Annotated in this window: 25 protein-coding genes and 2 pseudogenes; 18 read left to right on the forward strand and 9 right to left on the reverse strand. The window is 60.9% G+C overall.

The features are described 5' to 3' along the window. Positions 1–9: 9 nt before the first annotated feature. The 5 genes and pseudogenes from NKI54_RS31130 to NKI54_RS31150 form a co-directional block, all read left to right on the forward strand. Positions 10–267, forward strand: a pseudogene (locus NKI54_RS31130) (SAM-dependent methyltransferase); the annotation flags it as partial. 66 nt (positions 268–333) lie between these two features. Then, positions 334–630 (forward strand): DUF718 domain-containing protein, encoded by a 297-nt coding sequence (locus NKI54_RS31135; RefSeq protein WP_352693463.1) that lies wholly within the window; start codon positions 334–336, stop codon positions 628–630. Positions 631–1,445: 815 nt separating this feature from the next. Continuing rightward, complete coding sequence (locus NKI54_RS31140; RefSeq protein WP_352693465.1) at positions 1,446–2,801, forward strand: selenium-binding family protein; 1,356 nt, start codon at positions 1,446–1,448, stop codon at positions 2,799–2,801. Beyond that, complete coding sequence (locus tag NKI54_RS31145; RefSeq protein ID WP_352449195.1) at positions 2,798–3,169, forward strand: 2Fe-2S iron-sulfur cluster-binding protein; 372 nt, start codon at positions 2,798–2,800, stop codon at positions 3,167–3,169. Before NKI54_RS31140 ends, NKI54_RS31145 begins: the two co-directional genes overlap by 4 nt. Before the next feature lie 5 nt (positions 3,170–3,174). After that, positions 3,175–3,624 carry a CoA-binding protein gene (locus tag NKI54_RS31150; RefSeq protein ID WP_352645845.1) on the forward strand — a complete coding sequence of 150 codons (450 nt, stop codon included), beginning with the start codon at positions 3,175–3,177 and terminating at the stop codon, positions 3,622–3,624. A gap of 73 nt (positions 3,625–3,697) precedes the next feature. Here NKI54_RS31150 and NKI54_RS31155 read toward each other — a convergent pair whose 3' ends face one another. The 3 genes from NKI54_RS31155 to NKI54_RS31165 all read right to left on the reverse strand — a co-directional run bounded on the left by NKI54_RS31155 (position 3,698) and on the right by NKI54_RS31165 (position 6,738). Beyond that, a complete protein-coding gene (locus NKI54_RS31155; RefSeq protein ID WP_352693467.1) occupies positions 3,698–4,927 on the reverse strand; it encodes an NAD(P)-binding domain-containing protein in 1,230 nt (409 codons plus the stop codon). A gap of 59 nt (positions 4,928–4,986) precedes the next feature. Beyond that, positions 4,987–5,544, reverse strand: a complete 558-nt coding sequence (locus tag NKI54_RS31160) for an OsmC family protein (protein ID WP_023679231.1) — start codon at positions 5,542–5,544, stop codon at positions 4,987–4,989. A 561-nt stretch (positions 5,545–6,105) separates the two neighbouring features. Beyond that, positions 6,106–6,738 carry a TetR/AcrR family transcriptional regulator gene (locus NKI54_RS31165; RefSeq protein ID WP_352693492.1) on the reverse strand — a complete coding sequence of 211 codons (633 nt, stop codon included), beginning with the start codon at positions 6,736–6,738 and terminating at the stop codon, positions 6,106–6,108. Positions 6,739–6,828: 90 nt separating this feature from the next. Here NKI54_RS31165 and NKI54_RS31170 point away from each other — a divergent pair, with 90 nt between their 5' ends. Next, positions 6,829–7,656, forward strand: a complete 828-nt coding sequence (locus NKI54_RS31170; RefSeq protein ID WP_352693469.1) for an alpha/beta fold hydrolase — start codon at positions 6,829–6,831, stop codon at positions 7,654–7,656. Positions 7,657–7,793: 137 nt separating this feature from the next. Here the strand turns inward: NKI54_RS31170 and NKI54_RS31175 are convergent, their stop codons facing one another. Both NKI54_RS31175 and NKI54_RS31180 read right to left on the reverse strand, forming a co-directional pair. Continuing rightward, positions 7,794–8,306 (reverse strand): OmpA family protein, encoded by a 513-nt coding sequence (locus NKI54_RS31175; RefSeq protein ID WP_023679243.1) that lies wholly within the window; start codon positions 8,304–8,306, stop codon positions 7,794–7,796. Positions 8,307–8,316: 10 nt separating this feature from the next. Beyond that, positions 8,317–8,976 carry a L,D-transpeptidase gene (locus NKI54_RS31180; RefSeq protein ID WP_352693471.1) on the reverse strand — a complete coding sequence of 220 codons (660 nt, stop codon included), beginning with the start codon at positions 8,974–8,976 and terminating at the stop codon, positions 8,317–8,319. Positions 8,977–9,018: 42 nt separating this feature from the next. Between NKI54_RS31180 and NKI54_RS31185 the strand changes: the two genes are divergently transcribed. From NKI54_RS31185 to NKI54_RS31225, 9 genes are all read left to right on the forward strand, one after another. Next, positions 9,019–9,654 carry an NAD-binding protein gene (locus NKI54_RS31185; protein WP_352693473.1) on the forward strand — a complete coding sequence of 212 codons (636 nt, stop codon included), beginning with the start codon at positions 9,019–9,021 and terminating at the stop codon, positions 9,652–9,654. 1,434 nt (positions 9,655–11,088) lie between these two features. After that, positions 11,089–11,700: a cupin domain-containing protein gene (locus tag NKI54_RS31190; protein ID WP_023679230.1), complete on the forward strand. Its 612-nt coding sequence runs from the start codon at positions 11,089–11,091 to the stop codon at positions 11,698–11,700. A 116-nt stretch (positions 11,701–11,816) separates the two neighbouring features. Beyond that, on the forward strand, positions 11,817–12,755 hold the full coding sequence (locus NKI54_RS31195; protein ID WP_352449198.1) for an ABC transporter substrate-binding protein: 939 nt from the start codon (positions 11,817–11,819) through the stop codon (positions 12,753–12,755). A gap of 74 nt (positions 12,756–12,829) precedes the next feature. Further along, positions 12,830–13,627: an ATP-binding cassette domain-containing protein gene (locus NKI54_RS31200; RefSeq protein ID WP_352693476.1), complete on the forward strand. Its 798-nt coding sequence runs from the start codon at positions 12,830–12,832 to the stop codon at positions 13,625–13,627. Then, positions 13,624–14,628, forward strand: a complete 1,005-nt coding sequence (locus NKI54_RS31205; RefSeq protein WP_352474303.1) for an ABC transporter permease — start codon at positions 13,624–13,626, stop codon at positions 14,626–14,628. The genes NKI54_RS31200 and NKI54_RS31205 overlap by 4 nt, the downstream gene beginning before the upstream one ends. A 4-nt stretch (positions 14,629–14,632) precedes the next feature. Then, the gene (locus NKI54_RS31210) at positions 14,633–15,721 is read left to right on the forward strand and encodes a phosphotriesterase family protein (RefSeq protein WP_352693478.1); all 1,089 of its coding nucleotides are present in this window, start codon (positions 14,633–14,635) and stop codon (positions 15,719–15,721) included. Between the two features lie 27 nt (positions 15,722–15,748). Beyond that, positions 15,749–16,519: a glutamine amidotransferase gene (locus tag NKI54_RS31215; protein ID WP_352685652.1), complete on the forward strand. Its 771-nt coding sequence runs from the start codon at positions 15,749–15,751 to the stop codon at positions 16,517–16,519. Positions 16,520–16,522: 3 nt separating this feature from the next. Then, positions 16,523–17,431: a ribokinase gene (locus NKI54_RS31220; protein WP_352693480.1), complete on the forward strand. Its 909-nt coding sequence runs from the start codon at positions 16,523–16,525 to the stop codon at positions 17,429–17,431. After that, on the forward strand, positions 17,428–18,258 hold the full coding sequence (locus NKI54_RS31225) for a BtpA/SgcQ family protein (RefSeq protein ID WP_352693482.1): 831 nt from the start codon (positions 17,428–17,430) through the stop codon (positions 18,256–18,258). Before NKI54_RS31220 ends, NKI54_RS31225 begins: the two co-directional genes overlap by 4 nt. Before the next feature lie 37 nt (positions 18,259–18,295). Here NKI54_RS31225 and NKI54_RS31230 read toward each other — a convergent pair whose 3' ends face one another. Beyond that, positions 18,296–18,679, reverse strand: coding sequence for a type II toxin-antitoxin system VapC family toxin (locus NKI54_RS31230; RefSeq protein WP_352693484.1), 384 nt, complete (start codon positions 18,677–18,679; stop codon positions 18,296–18,298). After that, entirely contained in the window at positions 18,676–18,921 is a 246-nt protein-coding gene (locus NKI54_RS31235) for a type II toxin-antitoxin system Phd/YefM family antitoxin (RefSeq protein ID WP_352621536.1), read from the reverse strand. The genes NKI54_RS31230 and NKI54_RS31235 overlap by 4 nt, the downstream gene beginning before the upstream one ends. A gap of 202 nt (positions 18,922–19,123) precedes the next feature. Here NKI54_RS31235 and NKI54_RS31240 point away from each other — a divergent pair, with 202 nt between their 5' ends. The 3 genes from NKI54_RS31240 to NKI54_RS31250 all read left to right on the forward strand — a co-directional run bounded on the left by NKI54_RS31240 (position 19,124) and on the right by NKI54_RS31250 (position 22,699). Beyond that, positions 19,124–19,348 (forward strand): hypothetical protein, encoded by a 225-nt coding sequence (locus tag NKI54_RS31240; RefSeq protein ID WP_352693486.1) that lies wholly within the window; start codon positions 19,124–19,126, stop codon positions 19,346–19,348. Positions 19,349–20,208: 860 nt separating this feature from the next. Continuing rightward, entirely contained in the window at positions 20,209–21,348 is a 1,140-nt protein-coding gene (locus tag NKI54_RS31245) for an FIST N-terminal domain-containing protein (RefSeq protein WP_352693488.1), read from the forward strand. 10 nt (positions 21,349–21,358) lie between these two features. Beyond that, positions 21,359–22,699 carry an ATP-binding response regulator gene (locus tag NKI54_RS31250; protein WP_352693490.1) on the forward strand — a complete coding sequence of 447 codons (1,341 nt, stop codon included), beginning with the start codon at positions 21,359–21,361 and terminating at the stop codon, positions 22,697–22,699. Positions 22,700–23,412: 713 nt separating this feature from the next. On the opposite strand, the gene NKI54_RS31255 is transcribed toward NKI54_RS31250, so the two are convergent. Next, positions 23,413–24,096: a response regulator gene (locus tag NKI54_RS31255; protein WP_023679211.1), complete on the reverse strand. Its 684-nt coding sequence runs from the start codon at positions 24,094–24,096 to the stop codon at positions 23,413–23,415. Between the two features lie 728 nt (positions 24,097–24,824). Next, positions 24,825–25,138: pseudogene (locus tag NKI54_RS31260) on the reverse strand (S-(hydroxymethyl)glutathione synthase); the annotation flags it as partial.

Below are 25,138 nucleotides of genomic sequence, written 5' to 3' on the forward strand. Positions count from 1 at the left end.
CGTAGCTCGCTCAAGCCGGACGGCACGTGGATGATCGTCGAGCCGTTCGCGCACGATCATCTGGCTGTTAACCCCGTCGGGCGCGCCTATTATGCCGCCTCCGCCTTTGTGTGCACGCCCGCGTCGCTGGCGCAGGATGTCGGGCTCCGGGGCTGGCGCCCAGGCCGGAGAGGCAAGGCTGAGGGAGGTCGTCACCAGCGGTGGCTTCACCGCTTCCGCCGCACCGCGGAGACGCCGTCCAACATGGTGCTGGAGGCCCCCCCGTAGTAGGATGGCTGCCGCAGGAAGATTGCTGCTCAAAAAGGTTGCTGCTCCAATCGATCGGAGGAAGCTATGACCGCCTACAATGTAGTCCGCTTTCGCACAAAGCCAAGCATAGAAAAGGTCTTCGTCGAAGCGCACAAGACTATCGCGCTCAACGCGACAGGCTTTCGCAAGGGCGCCCTGATCAAGACTGGCGAGCCCACATTCTGCTTTGTCGGCGAGTGGCAGGACATGGACAGCCTCGCCGCCGCGCGGCCGTCGATGATCGGTATTCTCGACACGTTCCGCGATATGCTCGAAGACCTCGGCGGCGACCTCGGCCTTACCGACCCGGTCTCGGGGACAGTCGTTGCTGAGGTAAGCTGAGGCAGGCTCGAGTTCGCGAAGGCCGGCCGAACTCCCAGGCGATCAACCAAAAAGGCAGAGCAGGTTTTGGCGGATGTAGCCAAGCGACAGAGGTTCGTGCCGTAATTGGTCGGGCGTCTGACGGGCTGTAGCGGCTGAGCCGGAGGCTTGGATGGCCTCAGCCCGCTGCGTGAGGATTCACCGCGCGCTACGGTTTTTCTCTGCTTCGGATGATCCAAGCGGACAACGGTCCGACGAAGACACTGTCGGCGAGTGCTCGTTCCTCCGCACTCAAAGAACCAGGCATCGTGCACGCAGTGCTGGGTTCGCTCAGCAGCGTCGAGGTAGCGATTGCAAGGAGACTTGCTCTCATTTTGCACACCCGCTCAGACCCAACACGCATTGCGCCGATGGTAGCTCAACCTGATAGGATGACCATGCGCGATTGCGATTGAGGATCAGGTAATGGCCGGAAGCGGTCCGATCGATTGCGGTAAGAACGCGCGAGAATGCAGACATCCAATCCGGGGTTCGAAGTCTCGAACTGACCCAACCCAGACGTTCCCGACCGCTGGAATACTGTCTTGAAACCGTGGAAAGAAGCCGGGGGCTTTCACTTGGGCTTGGTCCAGGCATTGCTCTCCGATCACTCCGCCAACGTTCCCTCGGGATAAGAAGCTGGCGTTGGGTGGTCCCACGGGGGCTCTGTCGCCAAGTTGTACGTCACGTGCGCACTTCACAAGCCACCCCGGCCATAGCGCCAATGCCAAGCATGCACTAACATTCCAGCTTGCCCCTTTGGGGCTGGCCAGTGATCTGTTCAAAGGGAAGTACCCATGACCAATCATTGCTGTGGACCGGGCTATGCTTCTCCAGCCGAGGCGATGACGGCACCTCGCGAAAAGCTGCTCTATACGATTGCCATCTACACCGGCACGGGCATTCAGAGGCCGGACTATCTGTGCACCATTGATGTCGACCCGGAGAGTTCGACCTACAGCCAGGTGATTTCGCGTTTGCAAATGCCGGGTATTGGCGATGAGCTTCATCACTCGGGCTGGAATGCCTGTTCGTCGTGCCACGGCGATGCGAGCATGGAGCGGAAATATCTGATCGTGCCGGGTGTGCGCTCGTCAAATCTGCATATTGTCGATTGCGGTACCGATCCCCGCAATCCGACACTGTTCAAGGTGATAGAGGGCGCCGAAATCAAAGCCAGAACCAACCTGTCGGCACCGCACACAGTGCATTGCCTTGGTTCGGAGATCATCATCTCAATGCTTGGCGACGCTCAAGGCAATGCCCCCGGCGGCTATTTGCAACTCAGTAAGGAGTTCGAGATTGTCGGCCGCTGGGAAAACTCCATGGGCAGGATCAAGTTTGGTTATGATTTCTGGTACCAGCCGCGACACAACGTAATGGTCAGCTCGGAGTGGGCCGCGCCCAACACTTTCATGCCTGGTTTCGACCTGGAAGAGGTTGGCCACCTGAAATATGGCCGGGAGATCCATTTCTGGGATTTTGAAAAGAAGGAACCAAAGCAAACATTCTATCTCGGTGAAGATGGCTTGATCCCACTGGAAGTGCGATTCCATCATGACCCCGACAGCAGTCACGGCTTTGTTGGCGCGGCCCTTTCCGCAAACATTATCCATTGGTGGAAGGACGCGGCGGGTGACTGGCAATGGGAAAAAATTGTCGATGTCGGCAATGAGCCGCATCCCGAATGGCCGATACCAATACCGGGCGTGATCTCGGTCATTCTGCTCAGCATGGACGATCAATACCTCTATCTGTGCAACTGGTTGCATGGCGACATTCGTCAGTACGACATCTCGGACCCTCACAACGCCAAGCTTACCGGACAAGTGTGGATGGGCGGACTTCTCGGCCGTGCGCCTGAGGTCAATGGCGTGAAAGTGACTGGCGGGCCGCAGATGATACAGCTCAGCCTCGACGGCAAGCGCCTTTATGTGACGACCTCACTCTTCTCGACGTGGGATAATCAGTTCTATCCGGAAATCCGCACCAATGGCGGATGCATGCTGATGGTCAATTGCGATACGGAAAACGGCGGCATGGAAATCGATCCGCTATTCGTTGTTGATTTTGGTAAGGAACCAAATGGACCAAGCCGCTGCCACGAAACCCGTTATCCCGGGGGTGATTGCACGAGTGACATCTGGGTATGACCTGCTTCACCATCATTCTCGCCAATCAAGGCGGTGCGGCCTTTGACGTCGATCACCGCAAACCCCTCTTGCAAAGCTTGCGCGAGCAGGGCGTGGATCTGCCGTATGGGTGCAAGTATGGCGGCTGCATAACCTGTGCGGCCAAAATAATCAGCGGCAAAGTCGATCAAAAAGCGCAGCGGGCGCTGAACAACCGCCAGATCAACAATGGCTATATAATCCTCTGCGTCGCCCGCCCTATGAGCGACTGCACGCTGGAGGTCGGCGTTGAGAGCCACGACAAGCTCTATCGCAACCCCTTCCTTGACCCGCTGGCCGCTCATGAATTGAAAGCCGATATTGCGACCCCGTTGGAAGCAAAGAAATGACCCATATGAATCATGATGAGCCCTATTCGGAGGCTTATCTGCAAGACATTCTGAAATCGGTCAAAACCATCGCGATGGTTGGGGCCAGCCCCGATAAAACTAAATTTTCCTATGGGGTACTCAGGGTGCTGCACGAAATCGGCTACGACATGATCCCGGTCAACCCCAGTCCCGGTCTGGCTGAGATTCGAGGGCTTAAGGTGTACGCGTCACTAGCGGCCATCGACCGGCCTGTGGATATGGTTGAGGTTTTTCGCCGCTCCGAAGATCTGTTGGAAGTTGCACAGGAGGCCATCGCAATCAATGCCAAGGTTCTGTGGGGTCAGATTGGGGTGCGCGATGACGCTGCCGCCCAGTTGGCGGAGGAAGCGGGCTTGAAAGTGGTGATGAACCGCTGTCCCAAGATTGAGTTGTTCCGCCCCTTCTGGAAGCCAAAGCTGCACTTGGGAATATGACTGCAGGGGCGCAGAATTCGGGGTTGTCGCGGCAACCAACCTGTTCCCTCTGGAGTCTCAGACGTTGATTCTGCTAACAGATTGAATTTTGCCCGAGGTACGATGCCAGATGATCGCTGAGATCACGCGCGTCGTCGCCAGCGCCGTCGATCAGAGCAGACTTGCGGCGGCGCAGAAACTGCGTCCCCATCAGGTACAGGCCCGGATGTTCCGCTACACCGCCGTCGTGACGGACGTGGCCCTTGCGGTCGAGGACCGGCAGTTCCAGCCAGGAGTAGTCCGGCCGGTAGCCGGTGGCCCAGATGATCGTCCTGATAGCGCCTCCGGCAAGATCGAGGCCGAGCGGCGGGTTGTCCTCGACACGGGTCGGCGGCGGACGATCCGGCGGCCCGGCCGTAGCGTCCAGGCCGTTGGCGCGCGCCCATTCGTCGATGAGGTCGAGCAGCCGTGCCATCTTGAGATCGGAAAGCGCGCACATGTTGCGCAACGACCCCGCAAACTGGGCCTTGCCGTCTTCGGTGATGCCGGCAAGACGACCGATGAGCCCGACGCCGAGGTCGTCGAGCGCATTGAGGTCGAGGGTGATGCGGTTGGGCGTGCCGGCAAGCTGTAGCGAAGGAACCCGTCGCGCCCGCCTGATGTCGTCCACCTCGTCGTAACGCTCGTCGAGCACGCCGGCGGCGTCCATCCACCATTCCAGGTCCTTGCCGCGATAGACGCGGGGCGCCCGGATGTGCTCGCCCACCGACAGGGTCACTTGACGCCCCGAACGCTGCAGCTCCTGTGCGATCTGGGTGCCGCTCGACGACGCGCCCACCACCATCACGCCACCGTCGGCGACCTGACCCGGATTGCGGTAGGACTGTGCCGTCAGCATGGCGACCGACGGCGGCACGCGGCTGGCGACGTCGGGCAGGCGCGCGATGTTGCACGCGCCCGACGCCAGCACGACGGTCCGACACCGCCACTCGCCGCGGTCCGTGCGCACAAGATATCCCGCCCCGTCGCTGCGAACCGAGGTAACGGTCGTGTGGGTTCTGACCGGAGCCGAGATCGCCTTGGCATAGTTCCCGAGGAAGTCGATCACCTCAGGCATCGTCCGGTAGCCGTCGGGATCGTCGCCGTCATAGCGGAAGCCCGGCAGCCGGCTCTGCCAGTTCGGGGTGAGCAGCCGCAGTGAATCCCATCGCTCGGTGCGCCAGGTATGGGCGATCTCGCCGCGCTCCAGCAGCACATGGTCGATAGAGCGCTCTGCGAGGCAGCGGCTCATCGCGAGCCCCGCGTGCCCCGCGCCGACGATCACTGTGGTGACGGAACTAATCGCACCCTCTCATCAGGAGAGTCTACGGTTCGAAGCGCCTTTCAATTCACCACGACCGTGACGTTCGTCGGATTGGTGACAATGTCATAGACGGCCGACCGCTTCTGCGACTGAGCGACGATAGCCTCGATGTCCTCGCGCTTGGCGTCGGCGTCGATGTTGTATTTCACCGTGATGCCGCTGAAGCCGTTGCGCACGTCGCTGTCGATGCCGAGTATTCCGGCGAGATCCATGTCGCCTTCGATGGTCGCCTTCACCGACTTCAACTGGATGTTCCGGTTCTGGGCAACCGCGGCGATGCCGGCGGTCAGGCAACTCGCCAGTCCGACCAGCACGTATTCGACGGGCGTGGCGCCCTTGTCCTGGGAAGCGAAGACCTCCGGATGGTCTGCGTCGAATGTGAAGGTGGTCTTGCGATGCTGATCCTCGCCGAGACCGTAGAAGCTCTCGACCGACGAGTGGCTGTGGGTGCCATCCTTCCATTCGCAGGCCGCGCGCCACTTGAACTGCGCTGCCTCCGGGGCGTTGGTAAGCGCTTCGCGTGCGCCGAGCAGCGCCTCTACGTTAACGCCGTTGTTTGCCTGTACTTCGGAAGCCATAATTATTATCCTCCCTACCTTGCACTGGCTCAAAAACCCGACCGATCTCACTGACCTCCCGATCAGATTTCACCATGGCGCGGCATGCTATGGGTCGCGAAGCATTTCTTCAAGTTGTTTCCGCAGCGGAATGTTCGCCCTCGTGTGCCGAGTTGTGCCTTGGCAGGCTCTGGCGCGACCACGACCTTCAGCGTGGTCAATTGCAGTGTCTGCTTCCGGGCGGAGGCAAAGTTCGCCTCTATGGCCGACATCAGGCGCGAAGCTGCCGGATCGAAATACGAAGCGATGAGCAACCCGCGCGACGCCGTCCTCATTCAGATTTCAATTCGTTCGGCCAGCGCGGACCGCGGAAGTAGCTCCTCCCGTGCCTGGTCAGACAGGCTGTCGTCCCCCATTCTTTGCACAGCGCCTCAATGAACGGATTATCCTTTAGCTGCCAGATTGCGGTCTTAGGGCGGTACGGACCTATGGGTTGACGGCGTTTGGAGTCGTATCGGGCTGCACGCGGTGGATCCTAGAGGCGGCAGAACATGCGTTTGATGGAGTTTCGGTCGATCTCGCTCACGCCATGTCTTCGGCAACACGAAAAAGGAGGCGGATATACCGCTCCAGATGGGCGAGGCTTTCGCGCGCCAGCTCCGCATCATTCCCTGCTTTCGCGAGAACAAATCCTCCTTGTATGACAGTCTGCGTGTATCGAGCCAGACTTTCGGCGGTCCAATCATCCGTGATGCCGCGCTCACGGCGAGCCAGTTCAATGTCGGCTTCTAGCGTGGACGCATGACCGAATATGCTAGCTCCACAGGCATCGCGGATGCTGGGAAAACTCGAGAAGGTCTCTTGGGCCATCGTTCCGACCAGACAGCTGGAACCTGCCAGATCGTCGGTGATGATCGCTTTGCGAAAAGCGACATACGCAAGCACCCTCTCCAACGCATCGAGAGGGCGATGATAGGGAGCAGCGGCGAAAAAGTCCGAGGTGGTTTTAGCCCAAAATTCCGCAGCTGCAATTCCCAGGGCTTCCTTGCTACCGAAGCTGTGGAAGAATGCCCCCTTAGTTACCGCAGCCGCCTTGCACAGATCATCAACGCTGGCTGAGGCGAAGCCTTTGGCGCGGATAGTGTCCCTTGCAGCTTCCAGGAGCCGGGTTCGGGCATCACCGCGCTCGGGAGCATGTTTGGTTGGCCTAGACATGCGAATATTCATACCTTACGATCGGTATGTGTCAATAGTGAAGCCCCCATTCGCCAAGGGTGCATAGGTCTCGAAAACACGGAACGTGATATGAATTTATATGACGACGATCTTACCCGGTTTGCTGAGCATGGGGCCGCCCTTCTCCCTGCCACAGATGGCGAGGATCGAGTAGAGCATGACGGAGCCCTGATCTGGTACGCATCATTTGGTAGCGGTCCTCCCGTCATCCTCTTGCATGGCGGACTCGGCCACAGCGGCAACTGGGGATATCAGGTTTCGGCCTTGGCGGCGGCGGGCCACCGCGTGGTGACGATCGACAGTCGCGGACACGGCCGCAGCACCCGCGATAACAGGCCATATTCCTATGAACTCATGGCTTCTGACGTCGTGGCTGTGATGGACCACCTTTCCCTTGACAAGGCTACCTTCGTCGGCTGGAGTGACGGCGCCTGCGTCGCTCTGGTACTTGCCTCCAAGGCACCAGCACGCGTGGCAGGCGTCTTCTTTTTTGCCTGCAACATGGATCCTGGTGGCACAAAGCAGATCGAACCGAGTCCGCTTCTCGATCGCTGCTTCAGTCGCCACAGGAAAGACTACGCCATGCTCTCCGCCACGCCAGGCGACTTCGACCAGTTCGTCGGCGCCGTGGGGCTGATGATGCGAACCCAGCCGAACTATACCAAAGAGGACCTTGGCGCCATCAAAGTGCCTGTGGTCATCGCACTCGGCGAGCATGACGAATTTATCAAGCGAGAGCATGCCAACTACCTGGCTGACGCTATTCCGGGGGCCGAATTGATCATTTTGCACGGCGTTAGTCACTTCGCGCCATTACAGCGTCCGGACGCATTCAACGCGACGGCCCTCGCCTTCATAGCCAAGTATCGATCTCGGGTTCGGACCGATAACCAGTAGCTGGCGGTCGCGGCGAGGCAGCCGGCTGCGAGGAGAACGGCGTTGAGTCGTATTGGATTGCGACGCGGCGGAAAGGCAGCAGAACCTGCGCTCGCCTGTGAGACTCTGCTTCGGGTCACAAGCAGAACAGCAGCCCCCTACGGCTCGTCCCTCTCATCGCGCAAATTAGACACAACGCGGCGGTTCTGCGACCTGCAGGCGGTGTCGGGGCACTCGCGGACGAGCCTGTCCTTGCCGTAGCCCTTGGCCCACATGCGGTTGCGGTCTATGCCGCCGGCGGCGAGGTAGTCCATCACCGCATCGGCGCGCTGCTGCGACAGCGCCATTTCACTTGCGCCGGGATCGTCGGCGAAACCCTGCAGCTTGAGCAGCCAGCGCGGATGCTTTGCTAGCCAGGCGATCTGGGTGTCGAGGGTGGCCTTGGCGACAGAATCGAGCGCGGCCGAACCTTGCGTGAAATAGGTGCGGCGGCCGACATTGAGGATAAAATCCTCCTCGCTGCCCGGCTGCACGTTCTGGAAGCCGGCAACCTCGGTGTTGGTGACGTCGGGCGTGGAAGGGGCCAGCGTGTTGCTGGTCGAGCAGGATGCGGCCAGCACCAGCAGGCCCGCGGCGAGCAGCCGGCGCGTGTTTTCAATCATGCGGTTCATGAGGCGCCAATCATTCGACAGTGGTGGAAGCGGGCGCCTGGTCGGCGATGTGCGGCAAGACCTGCACCGCGGTGCCGATCGGGCAGCGCTGGTAGAGGTCGATGATGTCTTCCGGGAACATGCGGATGCAGCCGCTGGAAGCGTCGGTGCCGATGCTCCACGGCTCCAGCGTGCCATGCAGGCGGTAGCCGGTGTCGGCGCCGTTGCGGTGCAGATAGAGCGCGCGCGGCCCGAGCGGATTGTTGGACGCGCCGCCTGCGACCATGGGCGGTAGGTCCGGCTTGCGCTTACGCATTTCGGGGGGCGGGACCCATTGCGGCCACAGTGCGCGGCGGTCGATCGTCGCGCGGCCGTACCATTTGAAGCCGTCCTTGCCGACGCCGACGCCGTAGCGGATGGCGGTCTTGTTTTCCATGATGACGTAGAGGAAGTGGTGGCGGGTATCGACCACGACGGTGCCGACCGGCTCGCTGCTGAAATACTTAACGATCTGGCGATGCCATCTCTTGTCGATCTTGGCGAAGTTGGTCTTGCGATACACAAAATTGTTGTCGCTGGCGGTACCGGCGAAAAAGGATTTTGCCGCCGCTGCTTGAGCAATATTGCTGGTTGCACCCACCGCGACCAGTGCCAGGCCGCCGAGCACGACATCCCTGCGTGATAAAACCATCGGCAATATTCCCCCCCATGCCAAAAGCCTGGTGGACCATAGTTGAGAATTACTTCGCCTCAAAGTGGAAAATGCTGCGTTGCTTCAGTCCGCCGTGTCCGGACATTCGTCATTGCCGGGTTCGGGCGGGTAGACCGGATGATCGGCAGATTGCTCGACGAGCGTGGATACAGGTGGGTTGCAGTCGACCTCGACGCCAAAAATGTAGAGCGGTCCCGGAAAGAACGTCTACCGATCTTTTTCGGCAACGCTTCGAAGGAGGAGATGGTGGCCGCCGCGAAAATTGACAGCGCAAAGGCCCTAGTGATCACTCTGGACGACCCCGAGGCAGCCAAATCGGTTCTTGCGGCGCTGAGACGCAAACTGCCCGACCTCCCGGTGATTGTCCGGGCGCGTCACCACATGCATGTGCAAGAGCTGCTTGAGAAAGGCGCGACAACCGTAATGCCCGAAACGACGGAATCCAGCCTTCTCCTGGGTGCAGCTGTCCTTCAAGAACTCGGGGACAGCAAAACGGATGTGGATGCGGCCGTCAGGACCGTCCGCAGGCGTTCTTACCCACGTCCCCAAGCGGGTCCGGCCTTCTCTGAGCCTGTGTGCGTGGCATTTACCGCTCGCGGTGATCGTACCCGCCCCATGCAATCGGGAACTCCACCGCTCTCGGCGGCTGGCGGATGAGCCGAATAGCTAACGCCTCCGGAGTGCACTCCTCGTAAGCCGCTGACCTGCCGTTTCCTTCGACGGCCATGGTGCTGGCATTCTACGAAACGTCGATATCCCGGAGCGGAGACTCGCGGGATCGGCGATGGCCGCCAGCAAAGAAGCGTTTGAAAAGGCCAAACGGTGACGCCGTCGCAGGAACGAAAGTGGGAAAAGAAAGCAGAACTTTCGTGTGCAGGCTTTGCATGCGCGCGCCCATAACTCCTTGATTTTGTTTCTGTCCGATCCATCACACGCTGACTGTCATCACGGCAGCCGGTGTCCGCTTATGGGATGTCGCAATGGCCCGCTCTACGTCTGAGTTTAGGCGCAGAGCAGACGGTCGGGTTTCCAACCCGGAGCGACAAGAGCGGACCTTTGGTCGGCGAAAGTGTCGTCCTGACGTGTCCCAATGCGGTCTTCCGTTGCGAGCGTCGCTTGCTGGAGCTGCGTTAAGTCGGTCGGAGGCCAATGGTATTTTCAATGGAACGCTAATATACATGGAAACCCCAACGAGCAGCGCCTGCCAGATACTTGAGGAATGCCATGCGAAGGCTCATCTTCACGGCGATGTGTATCGCCGCCGCAACAGCCGCTAACGCCCATGATTGGTACGAAGATAAGATTGACCCACAGACCAAATTCAAGTGCTGCGGCGGTTCAGATTGCCGCGCCATACCTCGGTCTTCGGTGCGGTCCAGGGTAGACGGCGGGTACACTTATTTGCCGCATAATTTCACCATCCCACGGGACCGTGTACAGGAATCCCCGGACGGGCAATACCATATCTGCGAAAATAAATATGTTGTAACCAACCAGCTGTATTGGCGTTGCTTCTTCGCACCTCGTGTCGATGTGTCTATACTTCTAAAGCATTAACCGCGCGTCGCTTCCGCAACTTACATCAGCAAGGTGCTAGTCCATTAATTCTGTTGGACTTTCTTCAAAAATTGCCGAAGCTCAAGCGGTGCGCGACTGCCCCAGGGATTTCAATGGATACGCCGCGGCTATCGAGAGCCTGCGCGCCCTGGGCGTAACTCCATGGGGCGCTGCCACGGGTGACTTCTGGGCGCGCTCCGCAATTCGGTGACAGTCCAGATTTTATCGTGTCGGCGCGGCCGTGGTTGTGTAGATTGGCTGCGTGGCCCGCCTTGCCCGCATTGTCGTTCCAAGTCCACTCGCCACGTGACGCAAACGCGGTAACGGCTGGCGATTTCGACCACGATGGACAGCCAAGCGATAGGGGATAACTGGCGCGGGATCATCAGCACGGTTCATGCGGGAGCGGCATTCGCCGGATGAGATAGCTGCGGCTGCAGTCTCGAATTTGACGCATCAGCACTTGCAAATCGTCAGCCGAGGTCTTTTGCTCGCGCGATAGTTGCCCTTGACCGTTGAATGGTTGGCGAACAGATGAACAAAATCGATCGACGGCGGCCAGAATCAGAAACGGACGCAACCGTAAATGCCGCAAGACTTGGAACTCGGCTGCGCCTCGCCCGCCAGACACGCGGCATGACGCTGAAGACGCTGGCCGCGGCTGCGAATTGCTCGGAAAGCCTGCTGTCCAAGATCGAGAACGGCAAGGCTTCGCCGTCCCTGCCCATGCTTCACCGTCTGGTCGAGGTTCTCGACACCAACATCGGCTGGATGTTCGAGCAAGTCGACGACGACGAGGCGATCGTATTCCGGGCGGGCGCAAGGCCTTTGATCGCGCTCGACGCGCTACGGCGTGGCGAAGGAATTTCGCTCGAACGCATCATCCCGTATTCGCCTGGTCACCTCTTACAATGCAACATCCATCACATCGAGGCAGAGGGCTCGAGCGAAGGTCCGATCCAGCATGCCGGCGAGGAAGTCGGCTACGTGCTCGCCGGGCGGATCGAACTGATCGTCGACGGCAAGAGCCATGCTCTCGCCACGGGTGATGCCTTCGTGTTCAGGTCGGAGCTGCCGCATCATTACCGCAACATCGGCGAGGAACGCGCTAGCATTTTCTGGGTCAACACGCCGGCGACTTTCTGAGCAACGCTCTGCGTTCATTTGGATTGACAAATATTCAAGTCTCTTGAATGCTTGCCTCGTGCCTGTAGCACCAACGGGACCAGCCGAGGTCTGGTCCGCAAGCAAGGGGAACCGAAATGCGTCTGTTCAAACTTCTCGCCGGCTGTGCCGCCGCCATTGCCATGGGCTCGGCAGCCATGGGATCGGCGCTTGCCGATACGTTCGCTCTCGTCAACATCAACCAGCAGGCCCTGTTCTTCAACCAGATCAACGAGGGCGCGCAAAAGGCAGCCGACGCCGCTGGCGCCAAGCTGGTCATTTTCAACGCCAACAATGTGCCGAGCGCGCAGAACGACGCGATCGAGAACTACATCACGCAGAAAGTCGACGGCATCATTCTGGTCGCCATCGACGTCAACGGCGTCAAGCCTGCGATCACTGCAGCCAAGGCGGCCGGCATTCCCGTCATAGCCATCGACGCGCAGATACCCGACGGCGACAATATTTCGTTCATCGGCGTCGACAACACCAAGGCCGGCGAGGACATCGGCAAATTCTACGCCGACTATGTGAAGACCGATATGGCCGGCAAGGCCAAGATCGGTATCGTCGGCGCACTCAATTCATTCATCCAGAACCAGCGCCTCGACGGCTTCAAGAAGGCGGTGACCGAAAGCGGCCAGGCCGTCACCTTCCTCGACACAGTCGACGGCCAGAACGTTCAGGAGACCGCGTTGAGCGCTTCGGAAAACCTGATGACGGCCAATCCGGACATGAACTCGCTCTATGCGACCGGCGAACCGGCCTTGCTCGGCGCCGTTTCGGCTGTGACCAGCCAGGGCCGCACCGGCGACGTCAAGGTGTTCGGCTGGGATCTGACCAAGCAGGCCGTTCAGGGCATCGATGACGGCTGGGTGGTGGCGGTCGTGCAGCAGGATCCGGCCGGCGAAGGCAAGGCTGCGGTCGAAGCGCTGGGCAAGATCAAGAAGGGCGAGAAAATCGACCCGATCATCAATATCCCGGTAACGATCGTGACCAAGAAGAATGTCGACCAATATCGCGCGATGTTCAAGTAAACTGCGTCGGCGACCGAGCCGCGGCGCCGCCCGAGGCTGCGCCGCGGATCCCTTGCAATCGCGTGGAATTCCAGATGAGCAGTGGCCAGACCTATCGGGTGCGGATGAGCGGCATCTCAAAGCGCTACAACGCCATCCAGACGCTCGATGACGTGTCGCTGACGCTGAAGCCGGGCGAGGTGCTGGGGCTGGTCGGCGACAATGGCGCCGGCAAGTCGACATTGAGCAAGGTGCTGTCGGGGGCGGTGGTTCCCGACGCCGGCACCATCGAAATCGACGGCAAGCCGGTGATCTTCAGCTCGCCGGCGGACGCACGTGCGGCGCGCGTCGAGATGGTCTACCAGGACCTGTCGCTCTGCGATACGGTCGATGTCGCCGGCAATCTGTTTCTCGGCCGCGAGCCGCGCCGCCGCATCGCAGGCATTTCCTTTCTCGACAAGAAGCGCATGCATGACGAGACGCGCGAGATGCTCGATCGGCTCGGCATCGTCATTGCCGACACGCGGCTCAAGGTTGAAAACCTCTCAGGCGGGCAGCGCCAGTCGATCGCGATCGGCCGCGCCGCCTCGTTCGAGCCGGCGGTGCTGATCATGGACGAGCCGACGGCAGCGCTTGCCGTGGCCGAAGTCGAGGCGGTGCTCGAACTGATCCGCGCGGTCAGTGCGCGCGGTGTCAGCGTCATTCTGATCACCCACCGGCTGCAGGATCTCTTCCTCGTCTGCGATCGCATTCAGGTCATGTATGAAGGGCGCAATGTCGCCGAGCGGCTGATCGGCGACACTAATATCGAAGACGTGGTCAATCTGATCGTCGGCCGCAAGTTCAGTGCGCGTTCCGCCACCAATGGCTATCGCGGTGGAGCCCCGGCATGAGTGACGCGATCCACACCGCCCAGCCCTCACGAGTACGCAGGGGCACCTGGCGCGATGCGCTGCTCGCCAACGGCAGCGTCGTCTCGATCGCGCTGTTCTTTCTGGTCGTCTGCATCATCTTCTCGGTTGCGACCGACGCGTTTCTGACATCGCCCAATCTGTTGAACATCCTGCGGCAGTCGGCGCCGCTGCTGATCGTCGCCGCGGCAATGACTTTCGTCATCACCACTGGCGGCATCGATCTTTCGGTCGGCTCCGTGCTGGCGCTGGTGGCGACGCTGTCGGCGACGCTTTTGCAGTTTGGCCTGCCGTGGCCAGTCGTTATCCTTGCCATGTTGGCGCTCGGTGCTCTGCTTGGGGCGGTACAGGGCTATTTCATTGCCTATGAGGGCATCCCGTCCTTCATCGTCACGCTTGCCGGGCTTTCGGTGATCCGTGGCGTGGCGCTGCTGATCACCGGCGGCTATTCCATCCCGATCGAGCCAGGAAGCGCTTTCACCGTGCTGGGCCGCGCCTGGTTCCTTGGCGTGCCGGTGCCGGCGCTGATCGCGCTGGCGATCCTGGCCATCGCCTATCTCGCCTTCAACGAGACGCCATTCGGCCGCTATGTCACCGGCATTGGCGCCAACGCTGAGGCGGTGCGGCGCGCCGGCGTCAACACGCGGCAGACGACGCTCTTCGTCTATGTGATTTCCGCCACCGCGGCCGCCCTCGCCGGAATCATCATTGCCGCCCGGCTTGGATCGGGATCTTCGAATGCCGGCCAGGGTTTCGAGCTGGAAGTCATCGCCGCCGTCGTGCTCGGCGGCACCAGCCTGTTCGGCGGCCGCGGAACGATCATCGGCACGGTGCTCGGCGCGCTGACCGTGGCCGTCATCGGCAACGGCCTGATCCTGGCGCATCTGTCGCCTTTCCTGACGCCGATAGTCACTGGAACGATCATCCTGATCGCCATCTGGCTGAACTTCCGCCTGTTTCGCGGCGCCGTGCGGAGCCGTTGAGCCGATGAGCGATCTGTTCGATGACGCGGTGCCCAGGCGGCGGCTGCCAATCGGGGTCGAAACCGGCCATGTGATGACCGTGCTCGGCCCGGTTCCGGTCGAGGAGATGGGCATTACGCTGATGCACGAGCACATCTTGCTCGACGGCGCGCGCAGCTGGAAATGCCCCTGCCATCCCGATGACATGGCGATCGCCGAGCAGCCGGTGAACATCGAGATCATCGGCGAGTTGCGCATGAACCCTTACGTCAACCGCGACAACGTTTCGCTCGACGACGCCGACCTGGCGCTGTCTGAGCTGCAGCGCTATCGCGCGCTGGGCGGCCACACCGTCGTCGATGCCACCAATATCGGCATCGGCCGCGCCCCCGAAAAGCTCGCTCGCATCAGCCGCATGTCCGGCCTGAAGATCGTCATGGGCACCGGCTTCTATCTCGAGCACACCCATCCCGAATGGCTGAAGGCGATGGATGTGGACGCCGTGACCGAGTTCATCGTCAACGATGTCGGCGGCGGCGAGACGCAGCCGCCGATCATGGCCGGGCTGATCGGCGAGGTCGGCGTCAGCAAGGATTTCACCGCCGAGGAACGCAAGTCGCTGCGGGCTTCGGCGCGCGCCTCGCGCATCACCGGCGTGCCGCTGTCGATCCATCTGCCTGGCTGGGAGCGGCTGGCGCACGACGTGCTCGATATCGTCGAGGCCGAGGGCGCCGATCTTCGCCATACCGTGCTCTGCCACATGAACCCGAGCCACGACGATCCCGACTACCAGAAAAGCCTCGCTCGGCGCGGCGCGTTCCTCGAATACGACATGATCGGCATGGACTATTATTACGCCGACCAGGACGCGCAATCGCCCTCCGACGAGGAGAATGCACGCGCCATCGCCGCCCTTGTCGAGGCGGGCTTCGGCGACCGCCTGCTGTTGTCGCAGGATGTGTTCCTCAAGATCATGCTGACGCGCTTCGGCGGCTTCGGCTATGGCTATATCCTGAAGCATTTCATACCGCGCCTAAAACGCCACGGCGTCGAGCAGCCGGCCATCGACCGCATGCTGATCGCCAATCCGAAAAGCGTATTCGCGCGGCTCTAAGCGGCCTGGAATTACACTGGAGTTCAAATGTCCAAGAAGAAGATCCTGCTTGCCGGCGAATCCTGGGTGTCGACCGCGACCCATATCAAGGGTTTCGACCAGTTTCCGACCGTTACCTACCACACCGGCGCAGACGAGTTGCTGGGCGCGCTGAAGGCGACCGACTTCGACGTCACGTTCATGCCGGCGCATGAGGCGCAGCGCGGCTTTCCACAGACCATGGAGGCGCTGTCGGCCTATGACGCGGTCGTGCTCTCCGACATCGGCGCCAACACGCTGCTGCTGCATCCCGACACCTGGGTCCACTCCAAGCCGACGCCGAACCGCCTGCGCCTGCTCCGCGATTACGTCAGCGGCGGCGGCGGTCTATTGATGTTCGGCGGTTACTACAGCTTCCAAGGCATCAATGGCGGCGCGCGCTACCGCAAGACGCCGGTCGAGGACGTGCTGCCGGTGAATTGCCTGGCCTACGACGACCGCGTCGAGGTTCCCGAAGGCTTTGCGCCGGTGCCGAAACCAGGGTCGAGCCATCCCATCCTCAGGGGCCTCGGCTCGGACTGGCCGATCCTGCTCGGTTTTAACGAGGTGACGCTGAAGGATGGGGCCGAGGTCCTGGCCAGCGTGTCGTCGGACTATGGCTCGCTGCCGCTGCTTGTCACCGGCCGTTACGGCAAGGGCCGCACCGTGGCCTGGACATCCGATGTCGGGCCACATTGGCTGCCGCCGCAATTCATCGCCTGGCCAGGCTACAAGACCCTGTTCGAACAGATGCTGGGCTGGGCGACCGGTGAGAGCTGAGCCATGCATGTCCACGTCGTCGGCAATGCCTGCGTCGATACCGTGTTTCGCGTCGGCCGCTTCCCTGCCGCGGGCGAGACTTTGAATGCCGTGAGCTATGCCGACGGGCTCGGCGGCAAGGGCGCCAACCAGGCGGTCGCAGCAGCACGGACTGGTGCAGAGGTGACGTTCTGGACGGCGCTCGGCAAGGACCCCGCTGGCGCGTGGATGAGGAGCCGCCTCGACAGCGAGCTGTCAGACCTTGAGGTGAGCGAATTCGAGCTGCCGAGCGACCGCTCGACCATCGTCGTCGATAAAGGCGGAGAGAATTTCATCGTCAGCGGCGTCGCCTGCAGCGAAGCCTTCGATCCGGTGGCGCAAACAGCACTTGTCCGCTGGATCGCTCCCGGCGACATCCTCGTCTGCCAGGGAAATTTGCGGACTGCCGTGACCAATGCCTGCCTCAGAGCAGCTAAGGAAAACGGTGCGCGCACCGTTCTCAACGCCAGCCCGATCGACACGGCCTCGCTGCCCGATCTCGGCCTGGCGGAGGTTTTGGTGGTCAACCAATCCGAAGCGCAAATCTTGACCGGCCGGGATGACATGACAGCAGCCGCTGGCGCGCTGGTGGCCAAAGGCGCAGGCGCCGTCGTCATCACCCTCGGTGCCGCAGGCTGTATCGTGCTTGGCACGGACCGGACGGAACCGCTTCGCTTGCCGGGGCAGCGAGTCGAAGCGCTCGACACCAGCGGCGCGGGCGATGTGTTCTGCGGCTGTCTGGCCGGTGGGCTTGCCCGGGGCATGCCGGTCATCTCGGCGCTGAAGCTGGCGCTCGCCGCCGCCGCAATCGCCGTGACACGGCCGGGCACGCTGGCATCCTGTCCTTCCGCCTCCGAGATGGCGGCGCTCATCGATCAAATGGAGCTCTCATGACCCACCTCGGCCAATCTGGCGGCGACGCGCTCGTGGACCTTTTCGGCCGCACAAAGGTGGTGATCGGCGTCGTTCATCTGGCGCCGCTGCCCGGCGCGCCGCGCTATGACGGCGAGGCTATCGAGGCGATCTACCAGCGCGGGCTCGACGACGCCAAGGCCTATCTCGACGGCGGCTGCGACGGCGTCATCGTCGAGAACCATGGCGACATCCCCTTCGCCAAGCCTGATGATATCGGCCCGGAGACGGCGGCCTATATGGCGGTCGTTTCCGACCGCATCCGCCGCGAACTCGGCAGGCCGATCGGCATCAATGTGCTGGCCAATGCCGCGATCCCGGCCTTGGCGATCGCCAGCGCAGCCGGCGCCGGCTTCGTCCGAGTCAATCAATGGGCGAATGCCTATGTCGCCAATGAGGGTTTTGTCGAAGGCGAGTCGGGCCGCGCGGCGCGCTACCGCGCCAGGCTGCGCGCCAACGGCATCCGCATTTTCGCCGATGCCCACGTCAAGCACGGCGCACACGCCATCGTCGCCGACCGCCCGGTGGAGGAACTGGTCAAGGACCTGGTCTTCTTCGACGCCGACGCCATCATCGCCACTGGCCAGCGCACCGGTCACGCCGCGGATTTGGGCTACATAAGTATGATCAAGCAGGCCGCCGGCCTGCCGACGCTGGTCGGCAGCGGTGTCACCCCGGATAACGCCAAGGATATCCTTGCCATTGTCGACGGGGTCATCATCGCCAGCGCGCTGAAGCACGACGGTGTCTGGTGGAACCAAGTCGACTCTGCTCGAGTAAAGGCTTTCATGGGTGGTCTGAAGCGATAGCTGACTACCCTACCAAGGGGCTTGCGGTCCAGCTTGATCAGAGACGACGGACGAGCGCAGGATACCGCGCGACCCGATCGTCGACGGTCAAAGTAATGCCTTCCACAATCGATTGAGCAATGAGGATCCGATCGAAGGGGTCCTTGTGGATGGGTGGAAGCCCCTCCACCGCAATGGCATGCTCGCCGGTGATTGGCAGCTTATCATAGCCATTGTCGATCAGGCCCCGACGGAAAGACGCGCATCGACCCTTCAAGTCAGGGCGGCCCAGACCGCGTTTAAAGGCAATCTCCCAGAGACTTGCGGCGCTGAACGTCAAGTGGTTATCGGCATTCTCGATCTCAGCGAGGGCTGCGGGCGGGAGCTTTTCGGGCTCGCCCGCCGCCCAGAGCAGAAGATGGGTATCGAGAAGAAGTTTCATGCATCGCCGCCAAACAGCTTCTCGATTTCGTCATCTGCCATCCGATCAAAATCGTCCGGAACTGAAAACTGCCCGGCCATAAACCCCACCCGACGCATTTCGCCGGCCGCAGGTGCGTCTATGGCAACGACCTTGACCATCGGCTTGCCGGATTTGGCAATAATGAAAGATTCGCCTTTGGCCGCCCTGTCGACAAGACGAGACAGATGCGTCTTGGCCTCGTGGATATTGACGGTGCGCATTGCGGGCCTCATGACTTAGTCCATGCAACTTAGTCTACATGGGGCCCCCGATTTTCAAGCGTATTTCAGTCAGTGAAGGATGCTGGAGTTGGCCGACCCTCTCGGATCGGCCGCATGGCACGACTTCAACAAAGACGCGTAATCGATTGTCTGAACTGCATGTTTGTTGGAACTACGCCTCACCTGATGTTGGCCGAACCTGTTGGTCCGCCATGCGACGTCGGAGTTCACAGGAGCGATTTTTGCCGAGCAAATGCTCTACGATGCGCTAGGGGCCGAAAGCGAAACGTCCGCTTTTAGGGCGCTGCACCACGGCGGCGACGAGCCCGACACTGTACCGAAGGCGATCGACGCGACGGGCGCCAAGGGCCTTACCGGACTCTATGTTCCCTTCACGATTCTCGGTTTAGTCGGTCGGCGGGATTGAGCCGCGCTCTCGAGGGCCAAGGCCAACCGCTTCTCGTCTTCGATGGCGCGATCGACTGCCTCAATTTCCTCTTGGAGCACCTTCAGCTCGGCTCCGTAGCTGGATCCGTCGCTGTCCCCGATCTGAAAGCCACTTGCCCGCATTGCGTCGCGAGTATGGTGCACGTTACGGACTCCTTCGCGTCGAGTCGCGACCAAGATTTCCCTAAACTCTCCAAGACGTTCAACGTGATTGCGAGCCATTGCGTTCTCCTATTTCGTCGTCATCGTCGCCGACGGCGATTCAGAACGGCTAAAACCTACGGAGATACTCTCGACAAAGCATGAGTGCGGAAGCTCAAATTTGAATGTCTTGCAATAGCGTGAAGCGCGGTAGGCGGAAATTGGCTTCGACCCGATCGGGTGCAGCTTTGACTTCGTCTCTCGGGCCTTCCTCGGTACCGCTCGCGCTACTTTCGACAACGAGAGGCGGTGGTGACAAATATCCCCTGCTCGGCACTCGCGAAGACCTTGCTCCTACGAAGTTTCGCACCTCTTTGACGGATTCAGCATCAGTCGTGATGTGGCGCTTTACTTGCACTGCCCGCTGGATGACCCAGTTGTCACGCAAAGGCAGGAAACGGCGTAACGAAGCGAACGCGATGGCGATGCGATGCGGCCTTCCGTCTGTGAGCGGCTGCGCGGACGCCGTCAAACGGCAGAAACTTCAAATCCATCATGTTGGCTCATTGCCAAAGCACCGCTTCAAGACAACAATGACCTCGACGCCGGCGCGCCAGACGCGCACAAAAAAAGCGTCGGAGGAAATGGAGGAGGAAGCCGCTGGCCAAGTCACGGACGCGCTATGCATGCGGCCTTTCGGTGCTCACCACCGACGAATCTGACGCGGATGCGTTCGCCCGGGCGGTGGCAGCGGAAGCAGCGGCCATTGACGCCGGGTTTGCCCTCCTGTTTTTCTCGCAGAGCCTCATAGAGGCCGTCGCCCTGTCGGAAGCGCTGAAGACCCACGCGCCGGCGCTCCACTATGCCGGCTGCTCGACGGCCGGTGAGATAACGCCCAAAGGGCTGGAGGAAGGCCAGATCCTGGCTATGCTGCTTCCCTCCGCATCGTTTTCGGCAGCCAGCACCATGGTCGAAAATCTGTCCTCATCGGGCATGGACGGGATTACCGGCGAAGTCGAGGCGCTGAGGCGTTCGTTACACGAGCGCCTCGGGCACGAGCGAGCCGACACCACTTTCGCGCTCTGCTTGATCGACGGCCTGTCTTATGCCGAAGAAGCGGTGACCTCCGCCATCCATTGGGGGCTCGACGACATCCCACTGATCGGCGGGTCGGCTGGCGATGATTTGAAATTCGAGACAACGCGGCTGATCTCGAACGGCAAAGTGACCTCCGACAGCGCCATCATCGTGCTGATCACCACGGAAATTCCTTTCCACGTGTTCAAGACCGACAATTTCGTTCCCACCGACGAGAAGCTGGTGGTGACGGCATCCGATCCCGACCACCGCATCGTGCGCGAATTCAACGCCACCATTGCCGCCGAGGAATATGCCGCCTCGGTCGGCGTCGTCGCGCAGATGCTGACGCCACTGAGTTTTGCCTCGCACCCGGTGGTGGTGAAAGTCGGCGGCGAATTTTACTGCCGTTCAATCCAGAAGATGCATGCGGACGGCTCGCTGTCGTTCTTCTGCGCCATCGACGATGGTGTCGTGCTTGCCGTCGCCCAGCCTAAGGACATGGTCGAGGCGACCCGCGCCGCTCTCAGCGACGTCAGCAAAAGGCTTGGCGGCATCGACCTGATCCTCGGTTTCGACTGCGTGCTGCGCCGGCTCGACGCGCGCAACCGCCAAGTCTATCGCGAGATTTCGGAACTCTACAAGGTCAACAACGTCCTCGGCTTCGGCACCTATGGCGAACAGTACCGTTCGATGCATCTGAACCAGACCTTCACCGGCATCGCCTTCGGTGAACGCAATGCGGCCGAAGCGGCGGAGTAGGAAATCCGGGATGCCGCTCAGGAACATCGACGACGTGGAAAGGCTGAAGAAGATCAACGCCGCGCTGATCAGCCGCGTCGAGCGTTCCATGGACCAGCAAGGCAATGCCTTTTCGCTGTTCCAGACCGCCATTTCGCTCGAGAGCCGGGTGCGCAGCCGCACCGAAGAGCTGCATTCGACCTTGCGCCGGCTGGAGCAGTCGAACATCGACTTGAACGCAGCCAAGGAAAACGCCGAGCTGGCGAACCTGTCCAAGACCAGGTTCCTGGCGGCCGCCAGCCATGACGTGCTGCAGCCGCTGAACGCCGCGCATCTGTCGGTCTCGGCGCTTGCCGAAGTACAGACCAGCGAGGAAGGCAGAAAGCTGGTCCGCCAGGTCGAGCGATCGCTGGAGACGATGGAGGACCTGCTCCGCACCTTGCTTGACATTTCCAAGCTCGATGCCGGCGTCGTGCAGCCCGACATCACCGATGTCAGCCTGGAGACGCTGTTTTCGTCTCTGCGCTCGGATTTTCAGCCGGTTGCGGAGATGAAGGGGCTGACGCTGAAGTTCCGGCCGGTCAATGCGCTCGTTCGTTCGGACCGAACCTTGCTGCGCCGCATCCTGCAGAACATCCTGTCCAATGCACTGCGCTATACCCGCTCGGGCGGCGTGTTGGTCGGCACCAGGCATCGCGGCGACACGATCCGCATCGACGTCGCCGATACCGGCTGCGGCATCCCCGACGACCAGCGCGAGGCGGTGTTCGAGGAATTCCATCGCGGCGTGATCCCGACGGATGCCGGGCTTGCCGCCGGCGGGCTGGGTTTGGGGCTGGCCATCGTGCGCCGCATCGCCGCGGCCCTCGGCCATCCCGTCACGTTTTCGTCGAAGGTCGGACATGGCACGATTTTCCATATCGACGTTCCGGTCGGGATCGGCGACACGGCCGATCCAATCGCCAGCACCGTCGACATGGAGCGGCCGCGCGGCTACGGTCTGTTCGGCACAAGGGTGCTGCTGGTCGAGAACGACATCGACGTGCTGCAGGCGATGACCTCCCTGCTCGAACGCTGGCAATGCCTGGTGCGCCCCGCCACCTCGACCGGTGACGCGCTCGACTTGCTTGGCGATACCGACTGGTTGCCAGATATTGTCATAGCCGACCAGCATCTCGACGGCGGCGACCTCGGCACCACCACAATCGCCGAGGTCCGTGATTATCTCGGCCGCGCCGTGCCGGCGCTCATCGTCACCGCCGACGGCTCGGAAAGTGTCGCCAAGGCCGCCCGCGCCGCCGGCATCGAGCTGATGCGCAAGCCGCTGAAGCCGGCCCAACTGAGGGCGTTGCTGGCACATCTGCTGGCTTGAACGGTCGTATCTTCCCAGCACACGGGTCACCGTATTCCAGCCATTACTTGTGCCTAGGCGGTAATTCATATGAAGCAGATTCACTTCTTCGCGCTAAAGGACGATCTTCTTCCCGTATTGGAGGCAGTAGAACGTGAAATTTCGATAAAATACATCCTCATGGGTCATTTTCCCAAGATGGAATTCGATTCTTTTAGCAATAGAATGCAAATTCCAACTCTTGGGCAATCAACCACTGAATCGGCTTCTAGCGGTCGATCATTTCTTGTCACTGGCCACGCTGTGCCCATTGAGGTGAGGCCGATAAAAACACCTTTCGGCATCCGGTATTCGCTAGATCAGCTTAGCAATCCGGACACAGTAACTTTTTCCCCTGGTGGGCGATAGGCTGAAGATGTTGTGATAAATGGCCGCGTGGCTACGGTCTCCGATACGCCGCTCGCTCAGGAGCTAATGAAGACTTTTAATAGAGCATTCAAAAAGCAATTTAGTAAAATTAAAGCATTCTACGTTGGACCGGGGGCCGCCATTTTACTAGACGCGGGAAAGCGGCTAACTGCTGCAGAGCAATCGCCGCGTGAATTTGATCTGACTAGAGAGGCGCGGGTTGCTTAGCTGGTGTCGGGAACGTGAGAGCCGTGGCTAGTCTAGTCCGATTGCGGTGACACGAGTGCGGTCGACTACGGTGACAGTGCGCTTTTTAGCGAGCCCTCTCAAAACCCCGCCGGATCGCGAAAAAGCTCGGCATTGTCGAGCTTCGAGACCTCGATCACCGCCTGTGTGCGGCTGTAGACGTTGAGCTTGCGCAGGATTTCGGAGACATGCGCCTTGACTGTGGTCTCGCCGACCTGCAGTTCATAGGCGATCTGCTTGTTGAGCAGGCCCTGGCGCAGCATCTGCAGCACTTTGAGCTGCTGCGGCGTCAGCGTAGCCAGGCGCTGCACCATCTCGGCGCGGTCGGTGCTGTCGGCGTCGCGCGGCCGGCCTTCATAAGTCTCGGGAACATAGATCGCGCCTTCCATCACCGAGCGAATGGCGGCCGCAAGGTCGCTCTTGCGCGCCGATTTCGGGATGAAGCCGGCCGCACCGTACGACAGCGCCTCTGAAATGATCTTCGGTTCCTCATAGCCGGAGACGATGACCACCGGCAGGCGCGGATAACGCGTCCTGAGCTGCAGCAGCCCGTCAAACCCATGCACGTCGGGCATACTGAGATCGAGCAGCGCCAGGTCGAACGGCTTGGCATCCGTCAGAAGCTCGAGCGCCTCGGCAATCGAGCGTGCCTCGACCGTGTCGACTTCCGGATAGGCCATCTGCACGGCACTATGCAGCGCCTCGCGAAACAGCGGATGGTCGTCAATGATCAGGAACCTGGCGCGATCGGTCATCAGCTTCATTTCGGTTTGGTCTGGCCTAGAATAGTCCTGCAACCATGGCCAGCTTATTGGCAAATAGTACATTGCCATCTTGGCCGGCTAAAGCAGAATGTGCCCATGATTTCCGCGGCGCCACGCGGCAGATGTGGCCGTTCTGAAATGCAATGCCTTGCCCGGTGGCCCAAATCGGCCGAATGTGCCGGCGACAGATCCATTGAAACAGAGACAGGTCGTGACCGACTTCCGGCTTCGCGTGACAGCCAGTGACCGCCGGCTTTCGCACTGTTGCCGGCCGCCACACGACGCTTCCCCGACGCCCGCCTTGTTCGCGGCCGCACCGATGGTATCGGCTGGTCTGGGGTCGCGCTGGTATAGGGGCTGGTTTCCTGGACAAAACGCAGCAAGCTGATGGTGCTGCCGTTCAAGCCCCGCTAGGCGCTCGATATCGTACTGGTAAGGAGCACCACCTTGCCGCCATCGCGCTTTGGGCGCGACTTTGCCCGCGATCCAAGCTGTAGTCCACGATCTGGGCCGCGCCAAGCCAGAACCAACTGATCGCAGTCGCTGATCTTGAAGCTATACGATCCGGTTGGACCAATTTTCAGCATATTCCCGTTGAGCCCAACGCCCCGAGGCTGACAGCACGTCGGCAATGACTTACGAATCGTCTACGCGCTCGCCTGCGTTCGTTCCAACGCGTGGGACCGGGCGATTTCGTCCGGCCCCCAAGGATAGTGTCTGATCAGTCGTTAGGCCGGCAACGCGCCGGACCTCTTGGCCGTCCAGGTGGCGATATAGTCCATCAGCCCGGGATTGAGGCAATCATAAGGTTCGAGCCCGATCGACTTCAGCTGTGACCTTATGCCGTCCATGCGGCTCGGATCGACACCGGACTCGATGATTGAAGAGACAAAGGCGGTGAAGCCCGGCGGCGACCAGCCGTCTTCCTGGAAGCGCTCGGGATGGATGAAGGACAGCCCCTTGAAAGCGTGGTCGCGCTCGACCGGGCCGTGCATGTGGACGCCGCAGCCGGTGCAGGCATGGCGCAGGATCAGCGCGCCCG

Origin of the sequence: Mesorhizobium sp. M0663, from assembly GCF_040320585.1 — a bacterium.
In the GTDB taxonomy this organism is placed as follows: Bacteria; Pseudomonadota; Alphaproteobacteria; order Rhizobiales; family Rhizobiaceae; genus Mesorhizobium.

What these genes read in the sequence shown, in the direction of transcription:
- NKI54_RS31235 (WP_352621536.1), bottom strand. Translation starts at nt 18,921, where the DNA reads ATGCGCACCGTCAATATCCACGAGGCCAAGACGCATCTGTCTCGTCTT.
- NKI54_RS31140 (WP_352693465.1), top strand. Translation starts at nt 1,446, where the DNA reads ATGACCAATCATTGCTGTGGACCGGGCTATGCTTCTCCAGCCGAGGCG.
- NKI54_RS31150 (WP_352645845.1), top strand. Translation starts at nt 3,175, where the DNA reads ATGAATCATGATGAGCCCTATTCGGAGGCTTATCTGCAAGACATTCTG.
- NKI54_RS31215 (WP_352685652.1), top strand. Translation starts at nt 15,749, where the DNA reads ATGTCCAAGAAGAAGATCCTGCTTGCCGGCGAATCCTGGGTGTCGACC.
- NKI54_RS31210 (WP_352693478.1), top strand. Translation starts at nt 14,633, where the DNA reads ATGAGCGATCTGTTCGATGACGCGGTGCCCAGGCGGCGGCTGCCAATC.
- NKI54_RS31205 (WP_352474303.1), top strand. Translation starts at nt 13,624, where the DNA reads ATGAGTGACGCGATCCACACCGCCCAGCCCTCACGAGTACGCAGGGGC.
- NKI54_RS31145 (WP_352449195.1), top strand. Translation starts at nt 2,798, where the DNA reads ATGACCTGCTTCACCATCATTCTCGCCAATCAAGGCGGTGCGGCCTTT.
- NKI54_RS31160 (WP_023679231.1), bottom strand. Translation starts at nt 5,544, where the DNA reads ATGGCTTCCGAAGTACAGGCAAACAACGGCGTTAACGTAGAGGCGCTG.
- NKI54_RS31200 (WP_352693476.1), top strand. Translation starts at nt 12,830, where the DNA reads ATGAGCAGTGGCCAGACCTATCGGGTGCGGATGAGCGGCATCTCAAAG.
- NKI54_RS31190 (WP_023679230.1), top strand. Translation starts at nt 11,089, where the DNA reads ATGAACAAAATCGATCGACGGCGGCCAGAATCAGAAACGGACGCAACC.
- NKI54_RS31255 (WP_023679211.1), bottom strand. Translation starts at nt 24,096, where the DNA reads ATGAAGCTGATGACCGATCGCGCCAGGTTCCTGATCATTGACGACCAT.
- NKI54_RS31165 (WP_352693492.1), bottom strand. Translation starts at nt 6,738, where the DNA reads ATGTCTAGGCCAACCAAACATGCTCCCGAGCGCGGTGATGCCCGAACC.
- NKI54_RS31250 (WP_352693490.1), top strand. Translation starts at nt 21,359, where the DNA reads ATGCCGCTCAGGAACATCGACGACGTGGAAAGGCTGAAGAAGATCAAC.
- NKI54_RS31195 (WP_352449198.1), top strand. Translation starts at nt 11,817, where the DNA reads ATGCGTCTGTTCAAACTTCTCGCCGGCTGTGCCGCCGCCATTGCCATG.
- NKI54_RS31230 (WP_352693484.1), bottom strand. Translation starts at nt 18,679, where the DNA reads ATGAAACTTCTTCTCGATACCCATCTTCTGCTCTGGGCGGCGGGCGAG.
- NKI54_RS31225 (WP_352693482.1), top strand. Translation starts at nt 17,428, where the DNA reads ATGACCCACCTCGGCCAATCTGGCGGCGACGCGCTCGTGGACCTTTTC.
- NKI54_RS31135 (WP_352693463.1), top strand. Translation starts at nt 334, where the DNA reads ATGACCGCCTACAATGTAGTCCGCTTTCGCACAAAGCCAAGCATAGAA.
- NKI54_RS31180 (WP_352693471.1), bottom strand. Translation starts at nt 8,976, where the DNA reads ATGGTTTTATCACGCAGGGATGTCGTGCTCGGCGGCCTGGCACTGGTC.
- NKI54_RS31175 (WP_023679243.1), bottom strand. Translation starts at nt 8,306, where the DNA reads ATGAACCGCATGATTGAAAACACGCGCCGGCTGCTCGCCGCGGGCCTG.
- NKI54_RS31220 (WP_352693480.1), top strand. Translation starts at nt 16,523, where the DNA reads ATGCATGTCCACGTCGTCGGCAATGCCTGCGTCGATACCGTGTTTCGC.
- NKI54_RS31170 (WP_352693469.1), top strand. Translation starts at nt 6,829, where the DNA reads ATGAATTTATATGACGACGATCTTACCCGGTTTGCTGAGCATGGGGCC.